Origin of the sequence: Cellulomonas sp. A375-1 (genome assembly GCF_001040865.1) — a bacterium.
GTDB classification, from domain to species: Bacteria; Actinomycetota; Actinomycetes; order Actinomycetales; family Cellulomonadaceae; genus Cellulomonas; species Cellulomonas gelida.
The window spans coordinates 16464-39747 of sequence record NZ_LFKW01000153.1; the positions used below are offsets into that span (position 1 = coordinate 16464).

General features: G+C 72.6%; 16 protein-coding genes and 1 tRNA gene. 7 read left to right on the forward strand and 10 right to left on the reverse strand.

The features are described 5' to 3' along the window. Positions 1 to 173: 173 nt before the first annotated feature. Positions 174 to 3659 (reverse strand): hypothetical protein, encoded by a 3486-nt coding sequence (locus CWIS_RS19115; RefSeq protein ID WP_048344432.1) that lies wholly within the window; start codon positions 3657 to 3659, stop codon positions 174 to 176. A 486-nt stretch (positions 3660 to 4145) separates the two neighbouring features. On the opposite strand from CWIS_RS19115, the gene CWIS_RS16495 reads away from it, so the two are divergent. The 4 genes from CWIS_RS16495 to CWIS_RS18525 all read left to right on the forward strand — a co-directional run bounded on the left by CWIS_RS16495 (position 4146) and on the right by CWIS_RS18525 (position 6527). Next, on the forward strand, positions 4146 to 4676 hold the full coding sequence (locus CWIS_RS16495; RefSeq protein ID WP_082156556.1) for a DUF2716 domain-containing protein: 531 nt from the start codon (positions 4146 to 4148) through the stop codon (positions 4674 to 4676). Between the two features lie 114 nt (positions 4677 to 4790). Beyond that, positions 4791 to 5300 (forward strand): helix-turn-helix domain-containing protein, encoded by a 510-nt coding sequence (locus tag CWIS_RS16500; RefSeq protein ID WP_048344433.1) that lies wholly within the window; start codon positions 4791 to 4793, stop codon positions 5298 to 5300. Continuing rightward, on the forward strand, positions 5297 to 5647 hold the full coding sequence (locus tag CWIS_RS16505; RefSeq protein WP_053071797.1) for a DUF86 domain-containing protein: 351 nt from the start codon (positions 5297 to 5299) through the stop codon (positions 5645 to 5647). The genes CWIS_RS16500 and CWIS_RS16505 overlap by 4 nt, the downstream gene beginning before the upstream one ends. 457 nt (positions 5648 to 6104) lie before the next feature. Continuing rightward, positions 6105 to 6527 carry a hypothetical protein gene (locus CWIS_RS18525; protein ID WP_156186701.1) on the forward strand — a complete coding sequence of 141 codons (423 nt, stop codon included), beginning with the start codon at positions 6105 to 6107 and terminating at the stop codon, positions 6525 to 6527. Between the two features lie 344 nt (positions 6528 to 6871). Here the strand turns inward: CWIS_RS18525 and CWIS_RS16520 are convergent, their stop codons facing one another. From CWIS_RS16520 to CWIS_RS17850, 5 genes are all read right to left on the reverse strand, one after another. Then, positions 6872 to 8479, reverse strand: coding sequence for a TROVE domain-containing protein (locus tag CWIS_RS16520; protein ID WP_048344434.1), 1608 nt, complete (start codon positions 8477 to 8479; stop codon positions 6872 to 6874). A 761-nt stretch (positions 8480 to 9240) separates the two neighbouring features. Beyond that, positions 9241 to 9311: transfer RNA gene (locus CWIS_RS16525), tRNA-Gly, on the reverse strand. 101 nt (positions 9312 to 9412) lie between these two features. After that, complete coding sequence (locus tag CWIS_RS16530) at positions 9413 to 10204, reverse strand: hypothetical protein (RefSeq protein ID WP_048344435.1); 792 nt, start codon at positions 10202 to 10204, stop codon at positions 9413 to 9415. Positions 10205 to 10338: 134 nt separating this feature from the next. After that, positions 10339 to 12081: an AMP-binding protein gene (locus CWIS_RS16535; RefSeq protein WP_082156557.1), complete on the reverse strand. Its 1743-nt coding sequence runs from the start codon at positions 12079 to 12081 to the stop codon at positions 10339 to 10341. Then, entirely contained in the window at positions 12051 to 13502 is a 1452-nt protein-coding gene (locus tag CWIS_RS17850; protein ID WP_156186702.1) for a hypothetical protein, read from the reverse strand. The genes CWIS_RS16535 and CWIS_RS17850 overlap by 31 nt, the downstream gene beginning before the upstream one ends. A 110-nt stretch (positions 13503 to 13612) precedes the next feature. Here CWIS_RS17850 and CWIS_RS16545 point away from each other — a divergent pair, with 110 nt between their 5' ends. After that, positions 13613 to 14215, forward strand: coding sequence for a GNAT family N-acetyltransferase (locus tag CWIS_RS16545; RefSeq protein WP_048344437.1), 603 nt, complete (start codon positions 13613 to 13615; stop codon positions 14213 to 14215). Positions 14216 to 14285: 70 nt separating this feature from the next. On the opposite strand, the gene CWIS_RS16550 is transcribed toward CWIS_RS16545, so the two are convergent. The 3 genes from CWIS_RS16550 to CWIS_RS16560 all read right to left on the reverse strand — a co-directional run bounded on the left by CWIS_RS16550 (position 14286) and on the right by CWIS_RS16560 (position 18791). Further along, on the reverse strand, positions 14286 to 15140 hold the full coding sequence (locus CWIS_RS16550) for a hypothetical protein (RefSeq protein WP_048344438.1): 855 nt from the start codon (positions 15138 to 15140) through the stop codon (positions 14286 to 14288). A 120-nt stretch (positions 15141 to 15260) separates the two neighbouring features. Further along, positions 15261 to 16232: an aldose 1-epimerase gene (locus CWIS_RS16555; RefSeq protein WP_048344439.1), complete on the reverse strand. Its 972-nt coding sequence runs from the start codon at positions 16230 to 16232 to the stop codon at positions 15261 to 15263. A gap of 90 nt (positions 16233 to 16322) precedes the next feature. Next, positions 16323 to 18791 (reverse strand): GH36-type glycosyl hydrolase domain-containing protein, encoded by a 2469-nt coding sequence (locus CWIS_RS16560; protein WP_048344440.1) that lies wholly within the window; start codon positions 18789 to 18791, stop codon positions 16323 to 16325. A gap of 241 nt (positions 18792 to 19032) precedes the next feature. Here CWIS_RS16560 and dcd point away from each other — a divergent pair, with 241 nt between their 5' ends. Beyond that, complete coding sequence (dcd, locus tag CWIS_RS16565) at positions 19033 to 19608, forward strand: dCTP deaminase (RefSeq protein WP_048344497.1); 576 nt, start codon at positions 19033 to 19035, stop codon at positions 19606 to 19608. A gap of 21 nt (positions 19609 to 19629) precedes the next feature. Next, a complete protein-coding gene (locus tag CWIS_RS16570; RefSeq protein WP_048344441.1) occupies positions 19630 to 20766 on the forward strand; it encodes a hypothetical protein in 1137 nt (378 codons plus the stop codon). 98 nt (positions 20767 to 20864) lie between these two features. Here CWIS_RS16570 and CWIS_RS16575 read toward each other — a convergent pair whose 3' ends face one another. Then, positions 20865 to 23045 carry a (Fe-S)-binding protein gene (locus CWIS_RS16575; RefSeq protein WP_048344442.1) on the reverse strand — a complete coding sequence of 727 codons (2181 nt, stop codon included), beginning with the start codon at positions 23043 to 23045 and terminating at the stop codon, positions 20865 to 20867. Positions 23046 to 23284: the final 239 nt, after the last annotated feature.

Below are 23284 nucleotides of genomic sequence, written 5' to 3' on the forward strand. Positions count from 1 at the left end.
GCTGCGCCTCGAGCATGTCGGGGGCGATCGCCGCGTCCAGGATCCGGGTGAGGGCGTCGATCGCCCGGTCCTCGGCCGTGCTGGCCGCGGGGGTCGTCGTGCTGGTCGTCGGCTCGGACATCGTGGTCTCTTCCGCTGGTGGGGTGGCTCTGCGGGTCGTCGGGGTCGTCGGGCTACAGGGTCGGGGCGGTGCCGCCGTCGACGACGCCACCGCTCCCCGTGCTCGGCGTGGTCCCGGTGCCCGGCGTGGTCCCGGTGCCGGGTGTGGTGCCCGTGCCAGGTGTCGTGCCCGGTGTGGTGCCCGTGCCGGGCGTGGTGGACGCGTCCTTCTTGTCGTTCTTGGCGCCGATCGCACCCGTCACGGCGGTCATGGCGGCCTTCGCCAGCCCGGACGCCTCGCTGATCGTCTTGTTCAGGGAGTCGGCGGTGGTCTCGGTCTGCACCTTCGCCTGCGCCGCGAGCTGCGTGAGCCCGGTGAGGTCGGTGGGCAGGTTCGTCGTGGGCTGCGACGCGATGAGCGCGGTCGCGAGCTCGGCCGGGGTGAGCGCCGTGGGTCCCTGGTTGATGGTGATCATCGGGCTCGACTCGAGCGTCGCGGGCCCGGAGGCGCCGTTCGGCCCGACGAGCTGGTTGCCGCTGCCGAACGCGGTCGCGACGTCGGCGGTCTTCTCGGCCTCGTCGGCCGGGGAGTCCTGCCAGTTCCAGAACCGCGTGAGGTCGATCTTCTCGCTCGACGCGCAGGAGCCGAGCACCGCCTCGCCCAGCACGCCGCGTGCGGGCAGCGTGATGGACGACTGCGGCGGCACGAACGCCTGCCGGTGGAACTTGAGCAGCGCCTCCTGCACGTCGCGCGAGGTGAACCCCGCCTCCTCGGCGAGCGGTGCGGGGATGAAGAACGGCATGAGCGCGGCGTTGCCGAAGTAGCCGATCACCTCGTTGGCGACGCAGTTGAGCAGCGGGACCTGCTGCGACGCGTCGGGGATCCCGCCGGCGGGCACGCCGATCGTGTACTGCTCGAGCATGATCGCCCGCTCCTCGGGCGTGAGCGACTGCCACACCGCCTTGGAGTAGGCGACGGTGTTCTGCACGACGTGCTGCAGCAGCCCCTCGATGCGCAGCAGGTCCGCGAACGACAGCTCGGGCGGCAGGCGCTTGGCCGCGACGGGCATGACGACGGGCATGCGCTCGGTGCCGCCCGCGCCGTTGTACGCCTCGATGACGTCGAGCGGGCCGATCACGGCCGTCGGGTCGGCGACCACGGGACCGCCCAGCTCACGCTCGAGCTCGTCGGCGTTCATCGTGACGTCGAGGCTGCGCAGGATGTCGAAGAGGTTCGTCAGAGAGCCCAGGTCGATGCCCGCGAACGGGTCGGTCTTGTAGCTGAACGTGCGCCACGTGCGCGAGAACTCGAACCGTGACAGCTCGCTGCGCGCGATGTAGTCGGGCAGCGTGAGTGCCGCCGTCCGCGTCTCGAACGCGCCGTTGCGCCGGTCGCGCAGGTTCTGCAGGAGCGCGGCCTTGGTCGCCAGGCCTGTCGTGACCGACGCGCTCGCGGCGGTCATCTTGACCGGCCCGACGCGCGCGCCCGTGTTCGACACCGCGGTCACGTACAGGTCCTCGAACGGCAGGAACGTGCCCGTGATCGTCAGGTTGACGATGTCGGACGCGCTGCCCGACGACGCCTGCACGGTCATCGTCGGGTTGCCCGCGAGCGAGCGCAGCACCTTCAGGCCGCGCACCAGCTCGGGGCGGAACCTGATCCGCGGCTCGATGACGTCGTGGTGGCGCAGCAGGCCGTCGTAGCGCTCGATCAGCTGCGAGCGCGTGTAGCTGCCGGTGGCGAGCGAGCGCGGCTGGAACGACGGCAGGAACTGCACGAGCTCGAGCGGCACGAAGGCCACGAGCTGCACGTCGTCGACCTGGCTGCTGACGCCGAAGTGCCGCAGGACCTGCCAGTACTGCATGGTCAGCGCGTGGTTGTGGTTGTGGTTCGTGATCACCTTCGTGACCACCTCGCGTCGCTCGGACGACGAGGCGAGCCGCACGCTCGTGCGCGACGAGCGCCGACGAGCCGCCGCCTGCCGACCCAGGCTCGAGTGGAAGTCCTGCGACGCGTTCGAGACGTAGTCCCGGCTCGCGGTCTGCCAGCTCGACGTCGACCCGGTCGTCGTCGAGTCCGAGTACCCGCCCGCCAGGCCGAGGCCCGCGACGACACCCGAGAACATCGCGCCGATGCCGAGCCCGCCCCCGAAGCTCCCGGACTCCGTGTTGACCTTCATGCGGCTGCCGCCGCGCGCGGACTCGTCGAACGCCGACTGGAACACCGCGTTCGTCGAGGAGTCCGCCTGCTCGTTGTAGGTCTGCATCTCCTCGGCGGTCATCGACTCGAAGTCGCGCACCGAGAGGGTCTCGCGCTCGTCGGACACCGCGATCCGCTGCTGCTCACCCGGGGCGAGCGGCAGCGAGTACACGAGGTCACCCAGCGACAACCCCTGCGGGATCCACGTCTGGTGCATCTTCACGACGTAGCCCATGCCCAGGCTCGCGGCCTTCGGCACCGAGCGCGGGTCCGTCTCGACGCGCGCGAGGTACGCCTGCACGTCGATCGGCTGCTCGATCGGCACCCGTTCGACGATCTCCCACGACCCGAGCTCGCCCATCGCCTCCGCGATCTGCCCCGCACCCAGGTAGCGCCCCAGGCCGACGGTGCTCGCCGAGAGCGACGCGAACGTCCGGTCGCCGCGCGACAGGCGCGACGCGAGCCGCCGGTTGCTCAGCTGCGGCGCGACGAGCCGCACGAGCATCGAGTAGCGGAACCGGTCGACCACACCCGCGTTGGACCGGAACGACTGCCCGCAGTCGCCCTGCCCGAGCGTGAACATCGGCACCGGCTCGGCGAACTCCGACGGGTCGCCGAGCACGTCGTCCTCACCGGTCGGCACGATCACGTCACCGAGCTGCGCGACGACGCTGCGCGGCAACGGCGTGACGATCTCCTCGAGCGGCAGCACCCCGACGTTCCCGTTGCCCGCGAGCAGGTCGATGCGCCGCAGGCCGTACTCGACGATCCGGTTGCCGCCGCGGATCAGCAGGCGCAGCCCGTCGTCGGGCAGCGGACGTGACGGCAGCGCGAGCCGGAACGCGCCACGCGAGTCCGTGCGCGTCTCCGGGTTCGGCCACGGCAGCACCTGCTGGTAGGCGGTGCCGTCCCCCGACGACGCCGGTCCCTGCGGCGGGAGCGCGTGGATCGCGACGAGCGCGGCGGGTGAGCCGTCGGGGTTCACGAACCGGCCCGTGAGCGTGGCCGGGAGCTGCTCGGGCACGATCGGGATGTACTGCACCAGGTCCTTGCGCACCGCGGTCAGGGTGGTGAACACCTGCGCTGTGGCGCGCACGCGGTCCTCGAGGACCTCCTTGACCTGGGCGAGGCCGATCTCGACCTGCAGCCCCAGGTCCTCCAGGTCGAGGCTGGGCACCGACCCGCGGCCCTCGAAGTCCGCGCGGGGTCCGCTGCCGTCGGGCGCCTGCCCGTCGGGGACCGGCCCGCCCGGGACCGCCCCGCCCGGCACCGCCCCGCCGGGCACGGGCGTACCGACGGGCGGGTCGCCCACGGTCCCGGTGCGCATCGAGACCTTGATGCCCTGCTTCTCGCGTGCCATGACGTCGCTCCCTGGTCGGCGGCCGCAACGGACCCATCCCACGTCCCGACCGTTTCGCCCCCGTCACCCGCGCGTCACCACCCGCTCTTTCACCCCCCGCTCTTTCACCCCCCACCCCACGACCCAGCCTCTGCTCCGGCCTCTGGCCGCGTTCCCCTGAGCATCCACTGGGTCGCTCGCCCCGATCCCACCGACCCAGCACCTACTCCGGCCACGACCCGCGTTCCCCGGAGCATCCGCAGGCTCGTCCGCCCCCACCCCGACGACCCAGCACCTGCTCCGGCCATCCCCGCCTTCGCCGGAGCAGCCGCAGGCTCGTGCACCACCTCCCCGCCGAACCCGGGGTCGCCGGTGAGACCCAGCGACGAGCCTTCCGGCATCCGTGCGCTGAGCATGGACTGCCGCGCCTGAACCATTCCTGGTCGTCGGGCGAGCGCGCCCGCGCCGTCGGGCCCGGGCCTGCTCGGGTGCCGCTAGGTTCGGCGTGTGAGTGAACGATTCGCCACGCCGCCGACGGCGGCATGGGTCGAACTGGATCCTGCCGCGTACGGCGAGGCATGGACCCTGTTCGACGCTCGGTTCAGCTTCAGGGCCGGCGTCGATGCCGAGGCGTGGCCCGCGATCCGTGAACCCGTCCCGTCACTGACCTTCGACCTCAGCGTGATCGACGACGGAGCGCCCCGGGGTGCGGCGTACGACGCCATCAATGCCGAGGCGCTGCGAGCGTTCGTCTGGGCGCTGCCGGACGTGGACGAGCTCGTGGTACTCGACTGGCAGCACCCCGGCTACCGGTTCCGACCTGCCGCGCAGGCACTGACATGGCGTGCGGAGTGGCAGGTGCCGGTGTATCCCGACGGGGACTACTTTGCGTTCCTCACCCCGGACCTGTCCGAAGGGACCTTCGGGCATCCGTGGGAGGAGACACTCTGCGTGTTCGGGGAACGGATGCGCTCGAGTCTCGGCGCATCGCTCTCGACCTGGTTGCCCATCAAGCGTCGCGACGGGATCGCCCTGTAGGGCCCCTCTGCAGGGTCTCGCTCCTCGGTCCTGGGCGGGTACAGCTCGTCGTCGAGGCCAACGCGCCCGGGCGGCGCCTCTCCCACGTCATACCTCTAGCAGTATGATCGCCGCATGGACGCCGCCACGCTCATCCGCACCAGCCGCGAAGCCGCGGGGCTGAGTCAGGATGCTCTGGCGGCGCGGGCGGGGACATCGCAGCCCGCGGTCTCGCGCTACGAGTCGGGCGCCAGCTCGCCGTCGGTGGAGACACTCGACCGACTCCTGGCGGCGATGGGCGCGCGGCTGGAGCTGAGCGCCGCGGCAGCGCCGCGTCATCTCGACGTTCGTACGCCGCGCATGGCGAAGCTCCGCGCGAACCGAGACCGGGTACGCCGCATCGCTCACCGGCACGGCGCGTCGAACGTCCGGGTCTTCGGATCGGTGGCGCGGGGCGAGGACGGCCCGGAGTCCGACGTCGACCTGCTCGTCGACCTCGACGTCCACGCGCGCGGTCTGCTGCCACTCGCGGCGATCGCCGACGAGCTGTCGGCACTCCTCGCAGAGCGGGTCGAGGTCGCGCCAGCCAGCGCGTTGGCACCGCACGTCGCCGACTCGGCTCTCGCCGAGGCCGTGCCGCTGTGAGCGGTTCGATCCGGCACAGGCTGGGCGACATCCTGCTCGCGATCGACGCCATCGACCGGGCCGATGCTGCGGCGCAGCGGCACACGGATGACGACGAGGTCCCGGGTCTCGCGCTGGCCTCGATCCAGTTCCACGTCTTCACGATCGGCGAGGCGGTCAAGGCGCTGCCGGCCGATCTCCGAGGTCAGCGTCCCGACGTCCCTTGGTCCGACATCGCGAGGATGCGCGACCTGATCGGACACCACTACTACAAGCTCGATGCGGCTATCGTCCGAGCCACGATCGGCGACCCGCTCGCACGGCTTCGCGTCGCGTGCGAGTCGTTGCTTGCCGACCGCCCCGACTGACTCGCGTACGCGCCCACCCCGCCGGACCGGCCCAGTTGCTGACGCAGCGTCTGCTCCGGCCATTGAGCCGCTTTCCCCGGAGCGTCCGCTGAGTCGCCCGCGCCAACCCTGCCGACCCAGCACCTGCTCCGGCCGCTCGTCGCCTTACCCGGAGTGCCCGCTGGGTCGATGGGGGTCGTGCGGCCGTCCGGTGAGGTCGCGGGCGGCGACGATCTCGTCGTCGGAACCGCCCGGGCTGGCGGGCACGCGGCGGTACGGTCGCGCCGAGGGTGCGGACCTGGGCAGCGGAGGGGGAGCCGTGCGGGCGTGTCGGGTCGCGGGGGTGACGGCGGTTGCGCTCGTCGGTGGCCCGCTGGTCACCGGGTGCGCGGGTTCCGCTGACCCGCAGTCGTCGCCGAACCGCACGGCGCCGACCGGGGGCCACTCGCGGCCCCTGCGGCTACCCGAGTCGGACGGCATGTCCACTCTCTTGGTCCGCACGGACTACTCCGACGACTCGGCAGGGCAGGCCGCGGTCGACGCCGTGACCGCGGTGCACGACTCCGCTGACGACGAGTCCTTCGGCGCGTTGATGCAGGTGGTCGAGGCGCCCGAGCTGGATGGTCTGACACCGGAGGACCTGGCGCTGCTGCCTCGCGCCGGGTACCTCTCGCTGCTCGCAGTCGCCGACGCCCGCACGATGATCGACCACACGATCGTGTTCGTCGACCTCAGCGAGCACAACGAGCAGGTGGGTCGGACCTTCCGGGCGGTGCCGCGAGAGGTGGAGCCGATCACGGTGAACCTCGCGCTCGCCAACATGGACTTCTTCGACTTCGCCGACGCGGCGGATCCTGACGGGGTCTTCCGGGGGTTCGCGGCCCCTGAGCCAGAGGCCTGAACCCGCCCGCTCACGCCTGGAGGGGTTACCTGGAGCGTCTGGTGACGAGGGCGATCAGCTCGCGGCTGCAGCCGACGGCGGCGGCCAGCGCGGAGTAGCTCCAGCGGGCGGGGTCCTCCGCGCGGAGGCCGGTGATGAGACGGTCACGCTCGGCCCGGCAGCGGGCGGCCAGCTCGTCGGCCTCTGCCGCCTGCCGGTGGAGCTCGCGTGCGCGGGCGGCGCGGGCGTCGGAGACTCCCCGCACGGGAGCGGCCCGCAGGGGGTCGGCGCTCCGGGTGCCCCGCCGAGGGGCGACACCGTTGCCGGTGCCGCCCCTGGCGGGCCGACGATCGTCGCGCGAACCGTCAGAGCCCACGTGCGAACTCCGTGATCAGCGAGGGCACGGCGGCGTCGAAACCGACGACGTCGAGCATCCCCGCGTCCGTGGGGTCCGCGATCGAGAACTCGGTCGCCGTCATCCCGACGACGACGAGCTTCGCGGCGATCCCGAACCGACGCCGGTACTCGGCGAGGGCCTGGTGCGGGTGGATCTTGCCCGCCCACGTCTCGTTGTCCGTGTAGACGACGAACGTGTCGACCTTCAGCCCCTTCTCGGTGGCGAACTGCATCGGGAGGGAGCAGTCGGTCCCCGACATCGGCATGGCGTCCACGACGCGCAGCGCGTCGTCCAGCCGCTGCCGCGGCGAGATCCGCAGCGGCTTGAGCGCCGTGTCGAACCAGTCGTTCCCACCGGCGTTCGTGGCCCGCGACGTGAACCCGACCGCCGTCGCGGACGGCTCGGTCGCGAGCTGCACGAGCGCCAGCGCGGCCGAGGCCTCACGTGCGGTGATCGGCAGCCCCGAGATCGGCGAGCCCATCGACCCGGACACGTCGACCGCGAGCAGCGTGCGCTTCCCGGACGGCTCCACCGTGCCGAAGGCCCGGTAGAACGCCGCATCGAGCGCGTCGACGACCTTGCGGCTCGGCGACCACTGCCCGCCGCCGCGCGCCGAACGGCCGGACGCGTAGGTGCGCTGCGCGACCAGCACGTTCACCGGGTGCACGCGCGCAGAGCGCAGGCGCCCGGTGTCGACCAGCTGGGCCACGACCTCGTCGGTCCTCCCGCCGAGGTCCGGGAGCATCCCGAGCCGCGTCAGGCGGGGCAGCTGACGCATGAGCGCCGTCTGCGGTACGCCGACGTCGAGCAGCGCGTCCCACACCGCGGTCTCGCCGAGTGCCGCGTCCGGGAGCATCTCCCAGGTCAGCCGGTGCTCGCGCACCAGGCTGACCCAGGTCGCCGTGTCAGTGCCCGTCTGCGCCGCGACGAAGCCCTCGATGAGGGCCGGCGTCGCGTCGCCGACCGAGCCGCGCACGATCCAGTCGAACGTCGCCCGCAGCTCGGGAACCGCCGAGGTCGGGTGCGCCAGGCGCAGCAGGTCGCGGTGCGACCAGCCCTCACGCTGGCGGTACTTGACCACCTGGTAGGCGAGGGCGTCGGGCTCCCGGGAGGTGTACCAGGAACCGACCGCGCGCCGCAGGCCACGACCCCAGCCGCGGAACTGCTCGACGTAGCCGGCGAACAGGAACAGGTGCGTCCCGGTCCGTGCCACCTGCGGCAGCGCCGCCAGGGCGAGCTGCGCCGACTCGGGCACCGACGCCGCGTACGCGAGCGCGAACAGCGCCGCGTTCTGCTTGGGCGCTGCGCCCCGCACGGAGACCTCGACGATGGTGCGGACCAGCGTCTCGGGGTCCTCGTGCGCCATGCGGCCGACGACCTCGGCGTTCTCCCGCGCGAGCTCGCGCGGCGCGGCGTAGTAGGTCCCGCCGTCCACGCCGAGCGTCAGGAAGCGCCGCAGCCGTGCGGCGTCGTCGAGCACGAAGGTGTACCCGCCGGCGGCGTTGAGCCGCTGGCGGGAGTCGGCCCGCTCGCCCTGCGGGGTGCGCCGCAGTCCGAGCGTGCGCAGCACGTCCATCGGAGTTCCTTTCAGTAGGGCGTCGGGGCGGTGGCAGGCGTGGTGCGCGAACCGGGTGGACCCGGCGAACCGGGTTGCCCTCCTGCGAGGGCTTCCGTGACAGGGAGGTAACCGATCCGCTCCGGCCCGCCACCACCGCCGACGTGTGGAGCGGGCATGTGGGTGGCCTCCGGAACGGCGTCGTGCGACACCGGGCAGTACCCCGAGGGGCCGGGAGTCGAACCCGAACTGCCATTCACCAGGTAACCGAAGACGCTCCGGCCCGCTCCGGAGAAGCTCGGGTGGGCGTGTGATGACGCCGGAGTCCTGCTCTACCTGCTGAGCTACGCCACCGAGGTGACGGCGGGACTCGAACCCGCGACCTGGCCATGAGGAGTGGTAACCGACAGTCGCCGGCCCACCCGAGCTTTCTCCGTGTGTTCTGTTGTCGTCGGCGAGTGTAGGGGTCTACATAGCGGGCGACGAGGGAATATGCGAACCGCGCTGTGACGGGGAACGGCGAGGCCCGGGCGGGCATGGTGGCGGCCGCCGGAGCCCGCTGCTCTGCCTGCCTGAGCTACCCACGCATCAGCGTCGGGAGGGAGTCGAACCCTCGACCCGCGTGTCCTGATAACCGATGACCCTCGGCCCGCCCGGGCCGAGGGCCCAGTCTGGCGGCGGAGCGCGCGGCACTCAAGGCGCTATGGCGCGAGCCGACAGGCAGCGAGTCGAGGTGCGGTTCGAGCGGGCGTTCACAACGCTCTGACCTGTGACGACGAGGGAGCGGGTGACGGGAATCGAACCCGCGCCATCAGCTTGGGAAGCTGAAGTTCTACCATTGAACTACACCCGCACGAACCGCCGGTCACCGGCGTCCAGGGACGTCGGGCCGCGGTCGGCAGTCGCCATCATAGCGGGCGAGCGGGACCGCACGAACTCGCCCGACGCGCTCCTTCAACCTCCGAGGTCCAGCTCGACGGCGTCGTCCGGGGCCTCGATGACGACGTCCTCGCCCCACCGCGTGAAGTCGACCTGGAGAGACGTCTTCGGCTCCGTGTAGCGGCGGACGAGCCCGTCCGGGCCGATCCACAGGCGCATCATCGCGTAGGCGTTCGTCGTTGCGCCGCTGGTGAACCGCGAGCCCATCGCGCCGGTTGCGCGGCGCAGGTCGACCACCACGTCGAACGGCTGCGCGGGGACCTGGTCGAGCTCGACGGACGCGCCGCCAGCGGAGACGGACACGACCGCGTCGCGCGTCTCGGCGAGGGTCGTCGCGAGCTCGGCCGGTCCGAACGAGTCGATGTACGCGGCGACGAACGGGTCACCGGGCTCGTCGCGCGACGTGCGGCCGAAGCCGTCGGTCAGGCCGGAGATGAACGCGTAGGCGTCGTCGCCGATCAGGCGCAGCTCGGTGACGGTGCCGTCCTCCTCGATGCGGCCGACGAGGTCCCACCGGTCGTCGTCGCGCATCGCGGCGCCCGTGAGCTCGGGGGCCTGCGGGTCGAGCGCGAGCGTGAACGCGTACGAGTCGACCGGGCGCAGCGCCTCGAGCAGGTCGCCGAGCACGTGCTGCGGGTCGTAGCGCACCGTGAAGCGCGGGGCGGCGATCGCGGTGGGGACTGCGGGCCCTGCGGCCGGCTCGCTCCCGGCGAGTGCGCTGGCTGCGAACGCTCCGCTGATCCCGCCTGCCAGCAACCCGCCCAGGGCGACGAGCGCCGGGACGCGTGAGGCGGGGAGAAGGGGCACGGCCGAACTCTGTCAGGCCGTCGCCGCTTCGTGCAGGCATCGGACGAGCGAATCCGTCGATGCCGCCCGAACGGCCGTCCGCTCAGGCCCCGGATGCCCACCGCGACCAGCCGTCGCCAAGGCCGGCACGGGCGTCAGGTGGCGGGCAGGGAGAGCACCTGGTCGCGGACGACGCGGCGCAGGACCTTGCCGACCTGCGAGCGCGGCAGGTCAGGCAGCACGACGATCCGGCGCGGCACCGCGTAGCGCGCGACCTTGCGCCCGCACCACTCGCGCACGGCGGCGAGGTCCACGTCGTGCCCGTCGCGCAGCACGAGCGCGGCGACCACGGACTCGCCCATGACCCCGCCGGGCACGCCGACCACGGCGACGTCCTGGATGCCGGGCATGGTGCGCAGGTGGTCCTCGACCTGCGACGGGTACACCTTGAACCCGCCGGTCACGATCATCTCCTTGATGCGGTCCACGAGCAGGACGAACCCGTCGTCGTCGACGCGCACCACGTCACCGGTCCGGAGCCAGCCGTCGGCGACGAGCTGCTCGGCGGTCTCGTCGGGCCGGTTCCAGTACCCGGTGAAGACCTGCGGCCCGCGGACCAGGAGCTCGCCCGGCTCGCCGGGCGGCACGTCGACCGTCACGTCGCTCTGCGAGACGACGCGCACCTCGGTGCCGGGGAACGGCACCCCGAGCGCGCCGGGGCGGCGCGTCGCGTCGAACGGGTTGCCGAGCGCGACGGGCGACGTCTCGGTCATGCCGTAGCCCTCGACGACGAGCCCGCCGGTCGCCTCCTCCCAGCGCTGCGCGGTCGCGGCCGGCAGCGCCATGGCGCCGCTGATCGCGCGCGTGAACGAGCGCAGCGAGACGCCGGCCGCCTCCGCCGCGGTCACGAGCCGGTCGAGCATCGGGGGGACGGCCGGGATGAACGTGCCGGGGCGGCGGCGCTGCGCGGCCAGCACGAGCGCGGGGTCGAACGACGGCAGCACGACGAGCGTCGCGGCGATCCGCATCGAGTACGACAGGCACAGCGTCAGCCCGAACGCGTGGAAGAACGGCAGCACCCCGTAGACGGTCTCCTGCCCGCGCCGGTGCTTGGTCCACAGGTGGCCCTGCTCGGCGTTCACGACGAGGTTGCGGTGCGTGAGCACCGCGGCCTTCGGGGTGCCGGTGGTGCCGCCGGTGTACTGCAGGAGCGCGACGTCCGACGAGGCTGGCTGGGGGTGCTCGGCCGGCAGCGGGTTCGCCGCGCGGACCAGGCGGTGCCACAGCGGGACGTCAGCGGGCACCGGGCCGCGCATCGCGGCGGCGGTGCGCCGGGCCTTGGCGACCGGCAGGCGCAGCGCGAGCCGGGAGATCAGAGGCAGGTCGTGTGCGAGGTCGACGGCCACGACGTGGCGCAGCGCGGTGCGGTCGCGGGCCTCGAGCACGGCGGGCACGGCCTTGGTCCAGACGAGCGCCACGGTCGCGCCGGAGTCTGCGAGCTGGTGGGCGAGCTCGTCGGCGGAGTACGTGGGGTTGTGCTCGACGACGACCGCGCCGATCCGCAGCACCGCGTAGAACGCCGCGAGGTGCTGGGTGCAGTTGGGGAGCGCGATGGCGACGCGGTCGCCGGGCTGCACGCCGAGCGCGACGAGCGCGGCGGCACCCTTCGCGACCTCGTCGGCCAGCGTGCGGTACGTGGTGGTGGCCCCGAGGAAGTCGACGGCGATGCGGTCGCCGTGATCCGCGACGGCACGGTCGAGCGCTGCGGTGAGCGGCTCGTCGGGCACGGTGAGGTCGGGGATCGGCGAGAGCGTGATGGGCGAAGCGGGGGTCACTGCCTCAGCGTAACCTACGGGACCGTAAGTTACTAGTGCGTAGGTTCTCCCGGCCGGTCCCATGTGGAGGGCGGGTAGGGCGGTAGATCCGCGTCGTCGTCGACCGACGAGCGTCCACCCCGGCGCGGCCCGCGGCCCGCGAGCCCGACGCTCAGGAGCGCCAGCGCAGCCGCCGCCACGAGCAGCACCGCGACCAGCACGCCGGTCAGCGTGAGCCGCGCGCTGGAGTCGAGATGGCTGCCTCCCGAGGCCTCCACCAGCAACGCGATGCCCGCCATCACCACCGCGATCACGCCGGTCGCCCGCGCCCCGCGACGCCGCGACGGGCCGACCGCCTGGCGCGGCCGACGAGCGGCCACCACCACCGCGAGCAGGACGACGAGCACACCGACGAACACCCCGAGCGGGACGGGGTAGGTGAGCGACTGCGGCTCACCCGGCAACGGCACGGACGAGCCGCCCCGGTACGTCATGCCCAGCCGCTCCCAGCGACCGTCCTCGTGCCGGACCGCCAGACCGTCGCCCCCGTTCGCCGCGTAGACCCGGAACCCGGTGGCGGTCGGGAGCACCGCGACCCCGCGCGTGCCGAGCCGCGCGGCGTCCTCCCAGCGCTCGTCGAGCGCGCGGACCTGCTCGTCGGTGAGCGCCCAGTCGGCGTGCCACGTCCGGCCGGCGTCGTCGCTGCGGTCGACGCCGATGGCGGCCTCGGTCGCCGGGCGGAAGCAGGTCGTCGGATCAGCCGGCACGCAGCGGATCATGTCGTCCGTGGGCCCGGGGGAGGCCGCGGACGACGGTTCGGCGCCCGCGGTGGGGCTCGGCGCCGCAGGACCGGTCGGCGTCGGCGCGTCGGACGGGTCCAGCCTGGTCCACGTCGTCCCGTCGGTGGAGTGGAGCTCGGTCAGCTCCGTCCGGGACCAGCCCGTGCCGACGAGGACCGCGCCGTCCCGCGCCTCCACGGTCATGGTCCCGACGGGCCCCATGCTCGACGTCGCCGCGGTCGCGAGCACCGCGAGCGGCAGGACCAGCGGCCACGCCCGCGCCGCGCGCACCCGGCGGGGCGACGCCGACGCGCGGGCCACCCACCACGCGACGCCCAGCGCGGGCAGCGTGAGCAGGTCGGTCGGGTCGCGCAGCACGACGCTCGGCCCCGCGACCGCGGTCCAGGCCGCCGAGGCCAGCGCGGCGCCGACGGCCGTCGCCTTGACCACCGCGAAGCCCGCGCCCACGACGACCGTCGGCAGCACACCCGGGTGCGCGGGGACGGGTCGCGGACCCCGGCACGCGCGCACGGCGGCCACCACGACCGCGAGCAGCGCGGGCGCGAGCACCAGGCCGGCGACGTCGGAGAGCTTGCCCGTCCACCACGTGCCGTACGCGTCCTTGAGGACGTGGTCGTTGAGCAGCAGCACGACGAGCGCCACGACGCTCACCGGGTGCGCCAGCCACGCGAGCGCGGCCCGCAGCTCCCCACCAACCCGGTCCACGCCCACCCCCTCGTCGTCGACTGGGCACAGCATGACCCCCCCGCGCCCGCCGGGGGGCCACTTCGTCGTGCCGTGACCCAGCCGGCCCCGAGCCGTGATGGGATCGGGACGTGACGACCGTGATCCGTCCGTTTCATCCCGCCGACGTCGCCGGGATCTACCGCGTGTGCCTGCTGACCGGGGAGGCCGGGCGCGACGCGTCCGGGCTCTACCGGAACCCGGACCTGCTCGGTCACCTGTACGCGGGCCCCTACCCCGTCGCGGACCCGAGCCTGACGTTCGTCGTCGCCGACGACGAGGGGATCGCCGGCTACGTGGTCGCCACCGCGGACTCGCTGGCCTTCGCCCGGTGGCTCGACGAGCACTGGTGGCCGACGCTGCGCGCGCAGTACCCGCGCGTGCCGGACCCGCGCGACGGCACGCAAGACCACGCCCTCATCGACCGTCTGCACGACTGGTCCGCGACGCCCGAGCCGCAGTACGACGAGTTCCCCGCGCACCTGCACATCGACCTGCTCCCGCGCCTGCAAGGGCAGGGCTGGGGGCGTCGCCTGATCGCCACGCTGTCCGACGCGCTGCGCGCCCGCGGCGTCCCCGGCCTGCACCTGGGCGTCGCGGAGGCCAACGCGGGCGCGATCGCGTTCTACGCCAAGGTCGGCTTCGAGACCTACGCCCACCGCGACTGGGGCCGCACCCTCACGCTGCGCCTCTGAGCCCCCGGGACCCACCGAGGGGCGACCCGCGTGTCGCGGATCGCCCCTCGGAGTCGTGCGGGGTGAGGCGTCAGCCCTCGGTGGCCGCGCCGCCCATGAGCTCCGAGAAGTCCAGGTCGGAGATCTGGTCCGCGCTCGGTGCCTCCACCGAGATGCTGGAGTCGTTCCAGTCGGAGTAGACGATCTCGGTCGTCGCACCCATGACCTCGGACGTCATCTTCACGGGACGGTTGTCACCGTCGACCCAGAAGTCGTAGGTGAACTCGGCGGGCAGCGACGGCATCGCGGACGGGTCGACGCCCGCGAGCGCGTCACCGACGGCCGAGGAGTCGAGCGTCACGACGTAGTGCGTCGCGCTCGTGCCCTCGACGTCCTCCTCGCCGACCTTCTCCACCGACGTCACCGAGTCCTTGAACATCTCGAGGCTCTTGCTCGGGTCGCTCAGGTCCTTGAAGGACCCCATGCTGGCGCCCAGCGGGTTCGACGGGTCGTTCAGGTCGATCTTCATGAACTTGTTCTGCGTGAGGTCGCCCATGTTCATGTAGTACGCGTCGTCGACCATGACGATCGCCATCTCGACCCCTGCGGCCGTCGTCGTCATCGACATCGCCGGGCCGGCGTCCGAGATCACGACCTCGCCCTCGGACGTGGACTCCGTGCCCGCCGCCGAGGTCGACATGCTCAGGCGGTACGACGTGCCCTCCTTGACCGAGGCCGCGAGCACCTCGTAGAAGTTCTCGGCGCTGAGGGAGCCGGCGGAGCCCTTGTCGTCGTCGGCCGGCTTGTCGTCGGCCGGGGTCGCCTGACCGGTACCCGCCGGCTTCGGGTCGTCGGAGGTCTTGTCGTCCGACGAGCTGCAGGCGGTGAGCGTGAGGGCGAGGGCCGCGGCGGCCGCAGCGCTCACGATCCGGGTGATGGCGCGCATGGACAGAACTCCCCTGTGGTGGTGATGAAGTGGGGCAATGGTGGCACAGGGGGCGGACACGACGATCCGCGTGCCCGCAGGCTTCACCCGGGTGACCCCGGGCCGTGACCGCCGACGCGGTCAGACGAGGACGTCGAGCGTGAACGTCCCCGTGAGCTGCTCGCCGGGCTCCAACACGACGACGCCCGTGCCGGGCACGCCCGCCTCGTGCAGCGTGAAGCCGTCGTTGACGTTCGTCACCGGCTCGACCGCGAAGTACGACCGTCCCCGCGGCGTGTACACGACGACGTGCGCGTACACCGGGTCGCTGCGCAGCTCGACGACGAGCCCCTCGTCGTACGTGATCCGGACGGGCTCGTCGCGCACGAGGTCCGTGAGCACGTCGTCGACGAACGCCCGGCCGATCGGTCGCGGCACGCGGTAGTCGGCGCGCGGTGCGGGCTCGCCGGCGGGGCCGACGGCCATGCCCGCCTCGAGCGGGAAGCCGCGCGCGGCCGGGACGTGCAGCACCGGGTCGCCGTCCGGGGACGGCAGCGCGCCGGGGGCGACGAGCGTGCGCCGGAAGTACGGGTGGTGCCCGAACCCGGCCGGGAACGGCTCGGTGTCGAGGTTGCGCACGCTCGTCGTGACCGTGAGCCGCCCGCCGTCGAGCGCGTACGTGACCTGCGCGGCGAACTGCCACGGGAAGTTCACCCCGACGAGCCGCGTGGAGTCGTACGCGAGCGTGACGGCGCCCTCGGTCCGCTCGACGACGTCCCACGTCGCCCAGCCGGTCGTGCCGTGGATCGCCGTGCCGTCGGCGCCGTTGTGCTGCAGCTGCCACGTCCGGCCGCCGAACCGCAGCACGCCGTCCCGGATCCGGTTGGACCACGGGACCATCGCGAAGCTCGCGCAGCGCTCGATCTCGCCCAGGTGCCGGGTCGCGGTGGGCCGCAGCAGGTCCACCCAGGAGTCACCCAGGCGCACGCGGCCCGCAGCGAGCGACGCGCCCGTGCCGGGCAGCACGTCGAGCTCCCACGCGTCGCTGCGCAGCCGCAGCACCCGCGGGTCGAGCTCGACGTGCGCCTGCGCACGTTCACTGACAGCGGTCATCGTCGCCCCCTGCGCACCGTCGTCCTCTGCTCACCGTCCGACGCTCACCGTCCGACGCTCGTCGTCCGACGTCCGTCGGGTGACGGACCGTCAGACCGTGACCTCGACGCGGACCGTCGCACCGGCCGGCGCGTACGGCACGACGTTGCCCTCGACGGGCGTGCCGTCCACGACGAGCCGACCGCGCGCACCCTCGGCACCCGAGTTCGTCACGACGATCTCGTACGTCGCGCCGCGCGCGACGCGTGTGACGGTGAACGACGGGACCTCGGGGCCGATCTGCGGGTCGACGACGAGGCCGTCGTACTCCGGGCGCACTCCCAGCAGGTACTGCGAGACCGTGACGAAATTCCACGCCGCCGTGCCGGTGAGCCAGGAGTTCTTCGCCTCGCCGTGGCGCACGGCCTCCTTGCCCGCGATCATCTGCGCGTACACGTACGGCTCGAGCCGGTGCACGTCGGAGATGTCCTCGCGGTAGGCGGGCGTGATGCGCTTGTAGTAGTCGAACGCGCGCGCGCCGCGGCCCACGACCGTCTCGGCGATGATCACCCATGGGTTGTTGTGGCAGAAGATGCCGCCGTTCTCCTTGTACCCCGGCGGGTACGTGGAGACCTCGCCCATGTGCACCTGGTAGGTGGTGTACGCGGGGTACTGCAGCACCATGCCGTGGTCGGTCGCGAGCAGCTCGTTGACCGAGTCGAGCGCCTTGATCGCGGGGGCGTCGGTGTCCTGCGGGCCCTCGCCCACGCCGACGCCCGCCATGACCGCGAAGCCCTGCGGCTCGATCCAGATCTTGCCCTCGTCGTGCGCGTCGGTCCCGATCGGGTTGCCGTAGTAGTCGTACGCGCGCAGGAACCAGGCGCCGTCCCAGCCGTCGGTGAGCAGCGCGTCGCGCATCTCGGCGACGTAGCCACGCGCCCGGTCCGCGACGTCGGCCAGGCCGCGACGCGCCGCGAGCTCCGCGTACTGCTCGCCGTACAGGACGAACTGCGCGGCGATGAACGTGGACTCCGCGACCCCGCCCGCCTGGTTCTCGGTGGTCTGGAAGGACTCGCCCGGCGTGGTGGAGAAGCAGTTGAGGTTGAGGCAGTCGTTCCAGTCGGCGCGGCCGATCAGCGGCAGGCCGTGCGGGCCGCGGTGCGTGACCGTGAACTCGAACGAGCGCGTCAGGTGCTCGAACAGCGGCACCTCCGAGCCCGGCTCGTTGTCGAACGGCACCGGCTCGTCGAGGATCGAGAAGTCCCCGGTCTCCTTGATGTACGCCGCGGTGCCCGCGATCAGCCACAGCGGGTCGTCGTTGAAGCCCGAGCCGATGTCGTTGTTCCCGCGCTTCGTCAGCGGCTGGTACTGGTGGTACGCCGAGCCGTCCGCGAACTGCGTCGAGGCGATGTCGATGATCCGCTCGCGCGCCCGCTCCGGGATCAGGTGGACGAAGCCCAGCAGGTCCTGGTTGGAGTCGCGGAAGCCCATGCCACGGCCGATGCCGGTCTCGAAGAACGACGCCGAGCGCGACATGTTGAACGTGACCATGCACTGGTACTGGTTCCAGATGTTGACCATCCGGTCCAGCTTGTCGTCGCTCGACGTCACCGAGTACGTCGACAGGAGCTGGGTCCAGTAGTCCTGCAGCTCGGCGAGGGCCGCGTCGGCCTGCTCCGCGGTCGCGAACCGCGACAGCAGCGCGTGCGCGCGCTCCTTGTTGACGATCTGGTGGGCGTCGTCGGCCCACTTCTCCTCGTCGGGGTTCTCGACGTAGCCGAGGACGTAGACGAGGTCGCGCGACTCGCCGGGCGCCAGGGACACGTTCACCTGGTGCGAGCCGATCGGGTACCAGCCCGACGCGACCGAGTTGGTGGCCTCGCCCTTGAGCGGGACCGTGGCCTCGCCGAGCGAGTTGTACGCGCCGACGAACGAGTCGCGGTCGGTGTCGAAGCCGTCCGCCCGCGTGTTCACGGCGAACACGGCGTAGTGGTCGCGGCGCTCGCGGTACTCGGTGCGGTGGTAGATCGCCGAGCCGTGCGGGGACTCCTGCTCGACCTCGACCTCGCCGATCGACAGGTTGCGCTGGTAGTTCGTCTGGTCGTCCTGGGCGTTCCACAGGCAGAACTCGACGAACGAGAACAGCGACAGCGTCTTGTCGGCGTCGGAGGTGTTGGTGATCGTGACCTTCTGCACCTCGGCGGTCTCGCCGACCGGCACGAAGAACGAGGTCTCGACGCGCACGCCGTTCCGCTCGCCCGTGATGCGCGAGTAGCCCAGGCCGTGCCGCGCCTCGAAGTGGTCGAGGTCCGCCTTGACCGGCAGCCACGACGGGGTCCACACGTCGCCACCGTCGTTGACGTACAGGTAGCGGCCGCCCGCGTCGGCGGGGATGTTGTTGTAGCGGTACCGCGTCAGGCGGCGCATCTTGGCGTCGCGGTAGAACGAGTACCCGCCGGCCTGGTGGGAGAGCAGCGAGAAGAACTGCTCGGACCCCAGGTAGTTGATCCACGGGTACGGGGTGTGCGGCGTCGTGATGACGTACTCGCGTGCCTCGTCGTCGAAGTGCCCGTAACGCATGGAGGTGGCCTCTCGCGGTGCTCGTTGCCGGGGCGCCTGCGGGCCGGCGCTGCTGTGCGTCCGGACCCGTCGGTGTCCCTCATGGTCGGTGCGAGAGCGCTCCCATGCGCCTCACGAGACAGGACTATAGCGGGGCGCGCACGCGCGCGAGAACCGCCGCACGTCCGCGCCGCCCGCGCGCGCGGGGGACAGCCCACGGACGGGCGTGGGCGGGACGCCGATCGGGCACTACCGTGGGCGCGTGCTGCTCTCCGACCGTGACATCAGGGCCGAGCTCGAGTCGGGCCGCGTGGCCCTCGACCCCTACGAGCCGGCGATGATCCAGCCGTCGAGCATCGACGTGCGGCTCGACCGCTACTTCCGGCTCTTCGACAACCACAAGTACCCCTTCATCGACCCCGCCGCCGAGCAGCCGGACCTCACGCGGCTCGTCGAGGTGCCGTCCGGGGAGTCGTTCGTGCTGCACCCGGGCGAGTTCGTCCTCGGGTCCACGTACGAGCAGGTCAGCCTGCCCGACGACATCGCGGCGCGGCTCGAGGGCAAGTCCTCGCTCGGGCGCCTCGGCCTGCTCACGCACTCGACCGCGGGCTTCGTCGACCCGGGTTTCTCCGGGCACGTGACCCTCGAGCTGTCGAACGTCGCGACGCTGCCGATCGTCCTGTGGCCGGGCATGAAGATCGGGCAGCTGTGCTTCTTCCGCCTCTCCTCGGCCGCCGAGCACCCCTACGGCTCCGCGGGCTACGGCTCGCGGTACCAGGGCCAGCGCGGCCCGACCGCCTCGCGCTCCTGGCAGAGCTTCCACCGCACCGAGGTCTGACGTGACGAGAGGGATGACGCGATGACGCGTGACCTGCCGCGTCTGCCCCTGTCCGACGACGGCCTGCGCAACCGTCACCTTCTCGCGCTGCCGGACGGCGTCGAGCCCGACGAGGTCGAGGTGCTCGCCGCGAGCCGGTTCCTCAACGCGCGCTGGGAGGACCCCGACGGCGACACCCCGACGCAGCGCTCGCGTCCCCTCACCGCCGCGCTCGGGCTGCGGCTGTCCGGCCCGCGGCCGCAGGCGCGCGTGCTGCGCCTCACCCGGCACTCCACGCTCGTCGGCCCGTACGCGGTCACGCCGGACGACGCCCTGACGCTGGGCCTGCCCGCCACCACGACGACCGCGTTCGACGTGGTGTGCCCGCGCGACCGCGGCGCCAAGCCCTACCCGGGCGGCGACCGCCACGGGCTCAAGCGCGCGTTCCCCGACGGGTACCCGAACCGCGAGGAGGAGCGCGTGCTCCTGTGGCTCGTCGCGGCGGCGCGGCGGCTCGGCGGCGCGGTGCGCACCGGGCAGTCCGGGGTGGTGCTGCAGCCCGACATGGAGAGCGCGATCGACCTCACCGTGTTCTCCGACCGGTGGATCGAGCCCGCCGAGGCGCTCGCGGTGGTCCAGCGCGCCGCGCCACGCGCGCGGCTGTCCGTCCCGACGAGCGAGTGGGACGGCCCGATGCCCGGCGCCGGCCGGTACGAGGGGCACCCCCTGGCCGGCATGCCCGAGCCCGGCGGTTCCGGGCTGCGCGACGCGCTCCTCGAGCACGGGATCCTCGACCCCGACGAGCGGCGTCGGCTGCAGATGGAGGCCGCCGCGTTCGACGAGCTCATGCTCGCAGCGCCGCCCGCGGCCGAGTCGTTCGGCGTGCTCGTCGAGCTCGGGGTCGACGGCATGGTGGCGGTCGAGGCCGCCGAGGAGCAGGACCTGCCGCCGTTGCTCCAGGGCCTGCCGTGGACGGCGCAGGGCGTGGTCGCGTACCGCGTGCGGTGGGAGCCGCTGCTCATCGAGGAGCTCGAGCTCGAGAAGCCGTCGTTCGAGCACCGTGTCGCGCGCACGCGCAGCGCCCCCGTGGTGCAGGTGATCGCGCGGGCGATCCACGCCGCGGTCGGCGGGGAGATCGCCGACGAGGCCGACTTCCTCATCGACCCCGCCGACCTCTGACCCGCCGTCGGCGGGTCACCCACGCGAAGTTGTCAGCTCCGCGGTGAGTCGTCAGTTGGAGCTGACGACTCACCCTCTGACTGACGACCTCGCGCGGGTCAGGGGGTGGTGGAGAGGCGGGCGCGGAGGAGGACCGCGATGTCTGTGACCTCGGGGACGCCGATCTCCGCCGACGAGCTTGACGGGGCCGTCTCGGCGGTGGAGTGGGCGGCGGCGACGCCGTCGGTGAGCATGACCGTGCAGTACGGGCAGGCGGTGGCGATGACGTCCGCCCCGGTGGCGATCGCCTCGGTCGCGCGCGCCGTGGAGATGCGCGTGCCGATCGACTCCTCCATCCACACCCGCGCGCCGCCCGCGCCGCAGCAGAACGCGTCCGCGCCGGAGCGCGGCATCTCCGTCACCTGGACGCCGGGGATCGCGCCGAGCAGCTCGCGCGGCGGGGAGTAGACCTGGTTGTGCCGGCCCAGGTAGCAGGGGTCGTGGTAGGTCACGGTGCGCTCGTCGTCGGCGGGCAGCAGCGTGAGGCGACCGTCGGAGACGAGCTGGTCCAGCAGCACGGTGTGGTGCACGACCTCGTACCGGCCGCCGAGCTGCGGGTACTCCCGGCTGATGGTGTTGAAGCAGTGCGCGCAGGTCACGACGATGCGCTGCGCGCCGACCTCGTTGAGGACCTCGACGTTCTGCGCGGCGAGCATCTGGTAGAGCAGCTCGTTGCCCGCGCGCCGGGCCGGGTCACCCGTGCACGTCTCGCCGTCGCCGAGCACCGCGAACGACACCCCGGCGGCGTGCAGGAGCTCGGCCACGGCCCTCGTCGTGCGCTTGGCGCGGTCCTCGTACGCCCCGGCGCAGCCGACCCAGAACAGGTACTCGACGTCGGCCGCGGACTCGACGTCCGCTCCGACCACCGGCACCTCGAAGTCGAGGCCTTTGGCCCAGTCGAGCCGGGCGCGGGCGGGCAGCCCCCACGGGTTGCCCTGCCGCTCGAGCTTGGTGAACGTGCCGCCGAGCTCCTTGGGGAACGCGGACTCCATGAGCACCTGGTAGCGGCGCATGTCGACGATCGCGTCGACATGCTCGATGTCCACCGGGCACTGCTGCACGCACGCGCCGCAGGAGGTGCACGCCCACAACGCGTCGGCGTCGATCACGCCCGTCCCGATCAGGTCGAGGCCCGCGTGCTCGTCGTCGAGGTTCCGCGTGCCGTCCGGGCCGCGCAGGTACGGCGCGGTCGCGGCGGCGTGGTCGCGCAACGCGAGCGTCACGAGCTTGGGGGACAGCGGCTTGCCCGTGGCCCATGCGGGGCACTGGTCCTGGCAGCGGCCGCACTCGGTGCACGTCGCGAAGTCGAGCAGGCCCTTCCAGGTGAAGTCCTCGATCGCGCCGACGCCCAGGCGTGCGTCGTCGGGCAGGTCCTCGAGCGCGGCCAGGTCCACGGGCGTGCCGTCCGCGAGCGTGAGCGGCTGCAGCGGGCCGAGCGCGGGCGCGCCGTCGGGCTCGCGCCGCGCGTACACGTTGACCAGGCCCAGGAACCGGTGCCAGGCCACGCCCATCGACGGCTGCAGGCCGATCACCATGAGCCAGGTCATCGACACGACGATCTTCACCGTGGCCGTCACGACGACCGCGGTCTCGAGCGCGCTCGTCGTCGCTCCCTGCCAGGCCTGCCCGAGCCACGCGGTCAGCGGGAAGTGCAGCGCCGAGGCCGTGCCCTCGCCCGCGTCCGCGGCGAGCGCGTACTCCAGCCCGCGCAGCACGATCACGGCCAGCACGACGACGAGCACGGTCGCCTCGACGTAGAACGCCTGCCACTGCGTGGACCCGAAGAACCGTGACCGTCGCTGCACCTCGGCCGGCTGCGAGGCACGCGGCCGGATCCGCAGGCGCAGCGCGATGAGCGCGACGATCCCGACGAGCGACGTCCACGCGAGCAGCTCGACGGCCCACTCGAGCGGCCAGAAGTGCCCGATCAGCGGCAGGGCCGCGCTGGGCGCGACGACCTGCACGTACCCGGTCGCGAGCGTCACCGCGAGGACCGGGAACGACACCATGACCACCCAGTGCGCCGCGCGCACCACGGGCCGGTGCTGGAACCGACCGTGCCCGAGCACCTCGCGCGCGAGCGTGCGCAGGCGCTGCCCCACGGGCGAGAGCCGCCCGGGTGCGGGCCGGCCGACGCCGACGGTGCGCGTGATCGTCGTCGCCCCGCGGGCGAACAACCACACGCCGACGACCGTCGCCACGACGACGAGCACCAGGCAGCTCCACTGCACCCCGTTCACGCCGCACAACCTACCCACCCCCTCCGCCCGCCCCTCTGCGTCGTTCACGGTGGCGGTGGGCGGCGCAGAGCAGTCGGTGGTTCTGCGGACACGGCAGACCGGTGCGTGAGGGTGGTCACGGTTCGGGGTCGGGAGGCGGATGCGTGGATGCCGGTTGGTAGAGTCTTGACCGATCTCCCGCCCAGTCTCGTGGCCGACCGGAACGATTCGGACGGCCTCGTTGCGCCCCGACAGGACGG

What these genes read in the sequence shown, in the direction of transcription:
- CWIS_RS16555 (WP_048344439.1), bottom strand. Translation starts at nt 16,232, where the DNA reads ATGACCGCTGTCAGTGAACGTGCGCAGGCGCACGTCGAGCTCGACCCG.
- CWIS_RS16570 (WP_048344441.1), top strand. Translation starts at nt 19,630, where the DNA reads ATGACGCGTGACCTGCCGCGTCTGCCCCTGTCCGACGACGGCCTGCGC.
- CWIS_RS16500 (WP_048344433.1), top strand. Translation starts at nt 4,791, where the DNA reads ATGGACGCCGCCACGCTCATCCGCACCAGCCGCGAAGCCGCGGGGCTG.
- CWIS_RS16550 (WP_048344438.1), bottom strand. Translation starts at nt 15,140, where the DNA reads ATGCGCGCCATCACCCGGATCGTGAGCGCTGCGGCCGCCGCGGCCCTC.
- CWIS_RS16560 (WP_048344440.1), bottom strand. Translation starts at nt 18,791, where the DNA reads ATGCGTTACGGGCACTTCGACGACGAGGCACGCGAGTACGTCATCACG.
- CWIS_RS16520 (WP_048344434.1), bottom strand. Translation starts at nt 8,479, where the DNA reads ATGGACGTGCTGCGCACGCTCGGACTGCGGCGCACCCCGCAGGGCGAG.
- CWIS_RS16535 (WP_082156557.1), bottom strand. Translation starts at nt 12,081, where the DNA reads ATGGGACCGGCCGGGAGAACCTACGCACTAGTAACTTACGGTCCCGTA.
- CWIS_RS18525 (WP_156186701.1), top strand. Translation starts at nt 6,105, where the DNA reads ATGTCCACTCTCTTGGTCCGCACGGACTACTCCGACGACTCGGCAGGG.
- CWIS_RS19115 (WP_048344432.1), bottom strand. Translation starts at nt 3,659, where the DNA reads ATGGCACGCGAGAAGCAGGGCATCAAGGTCTCGATGCGCACCGGGACC.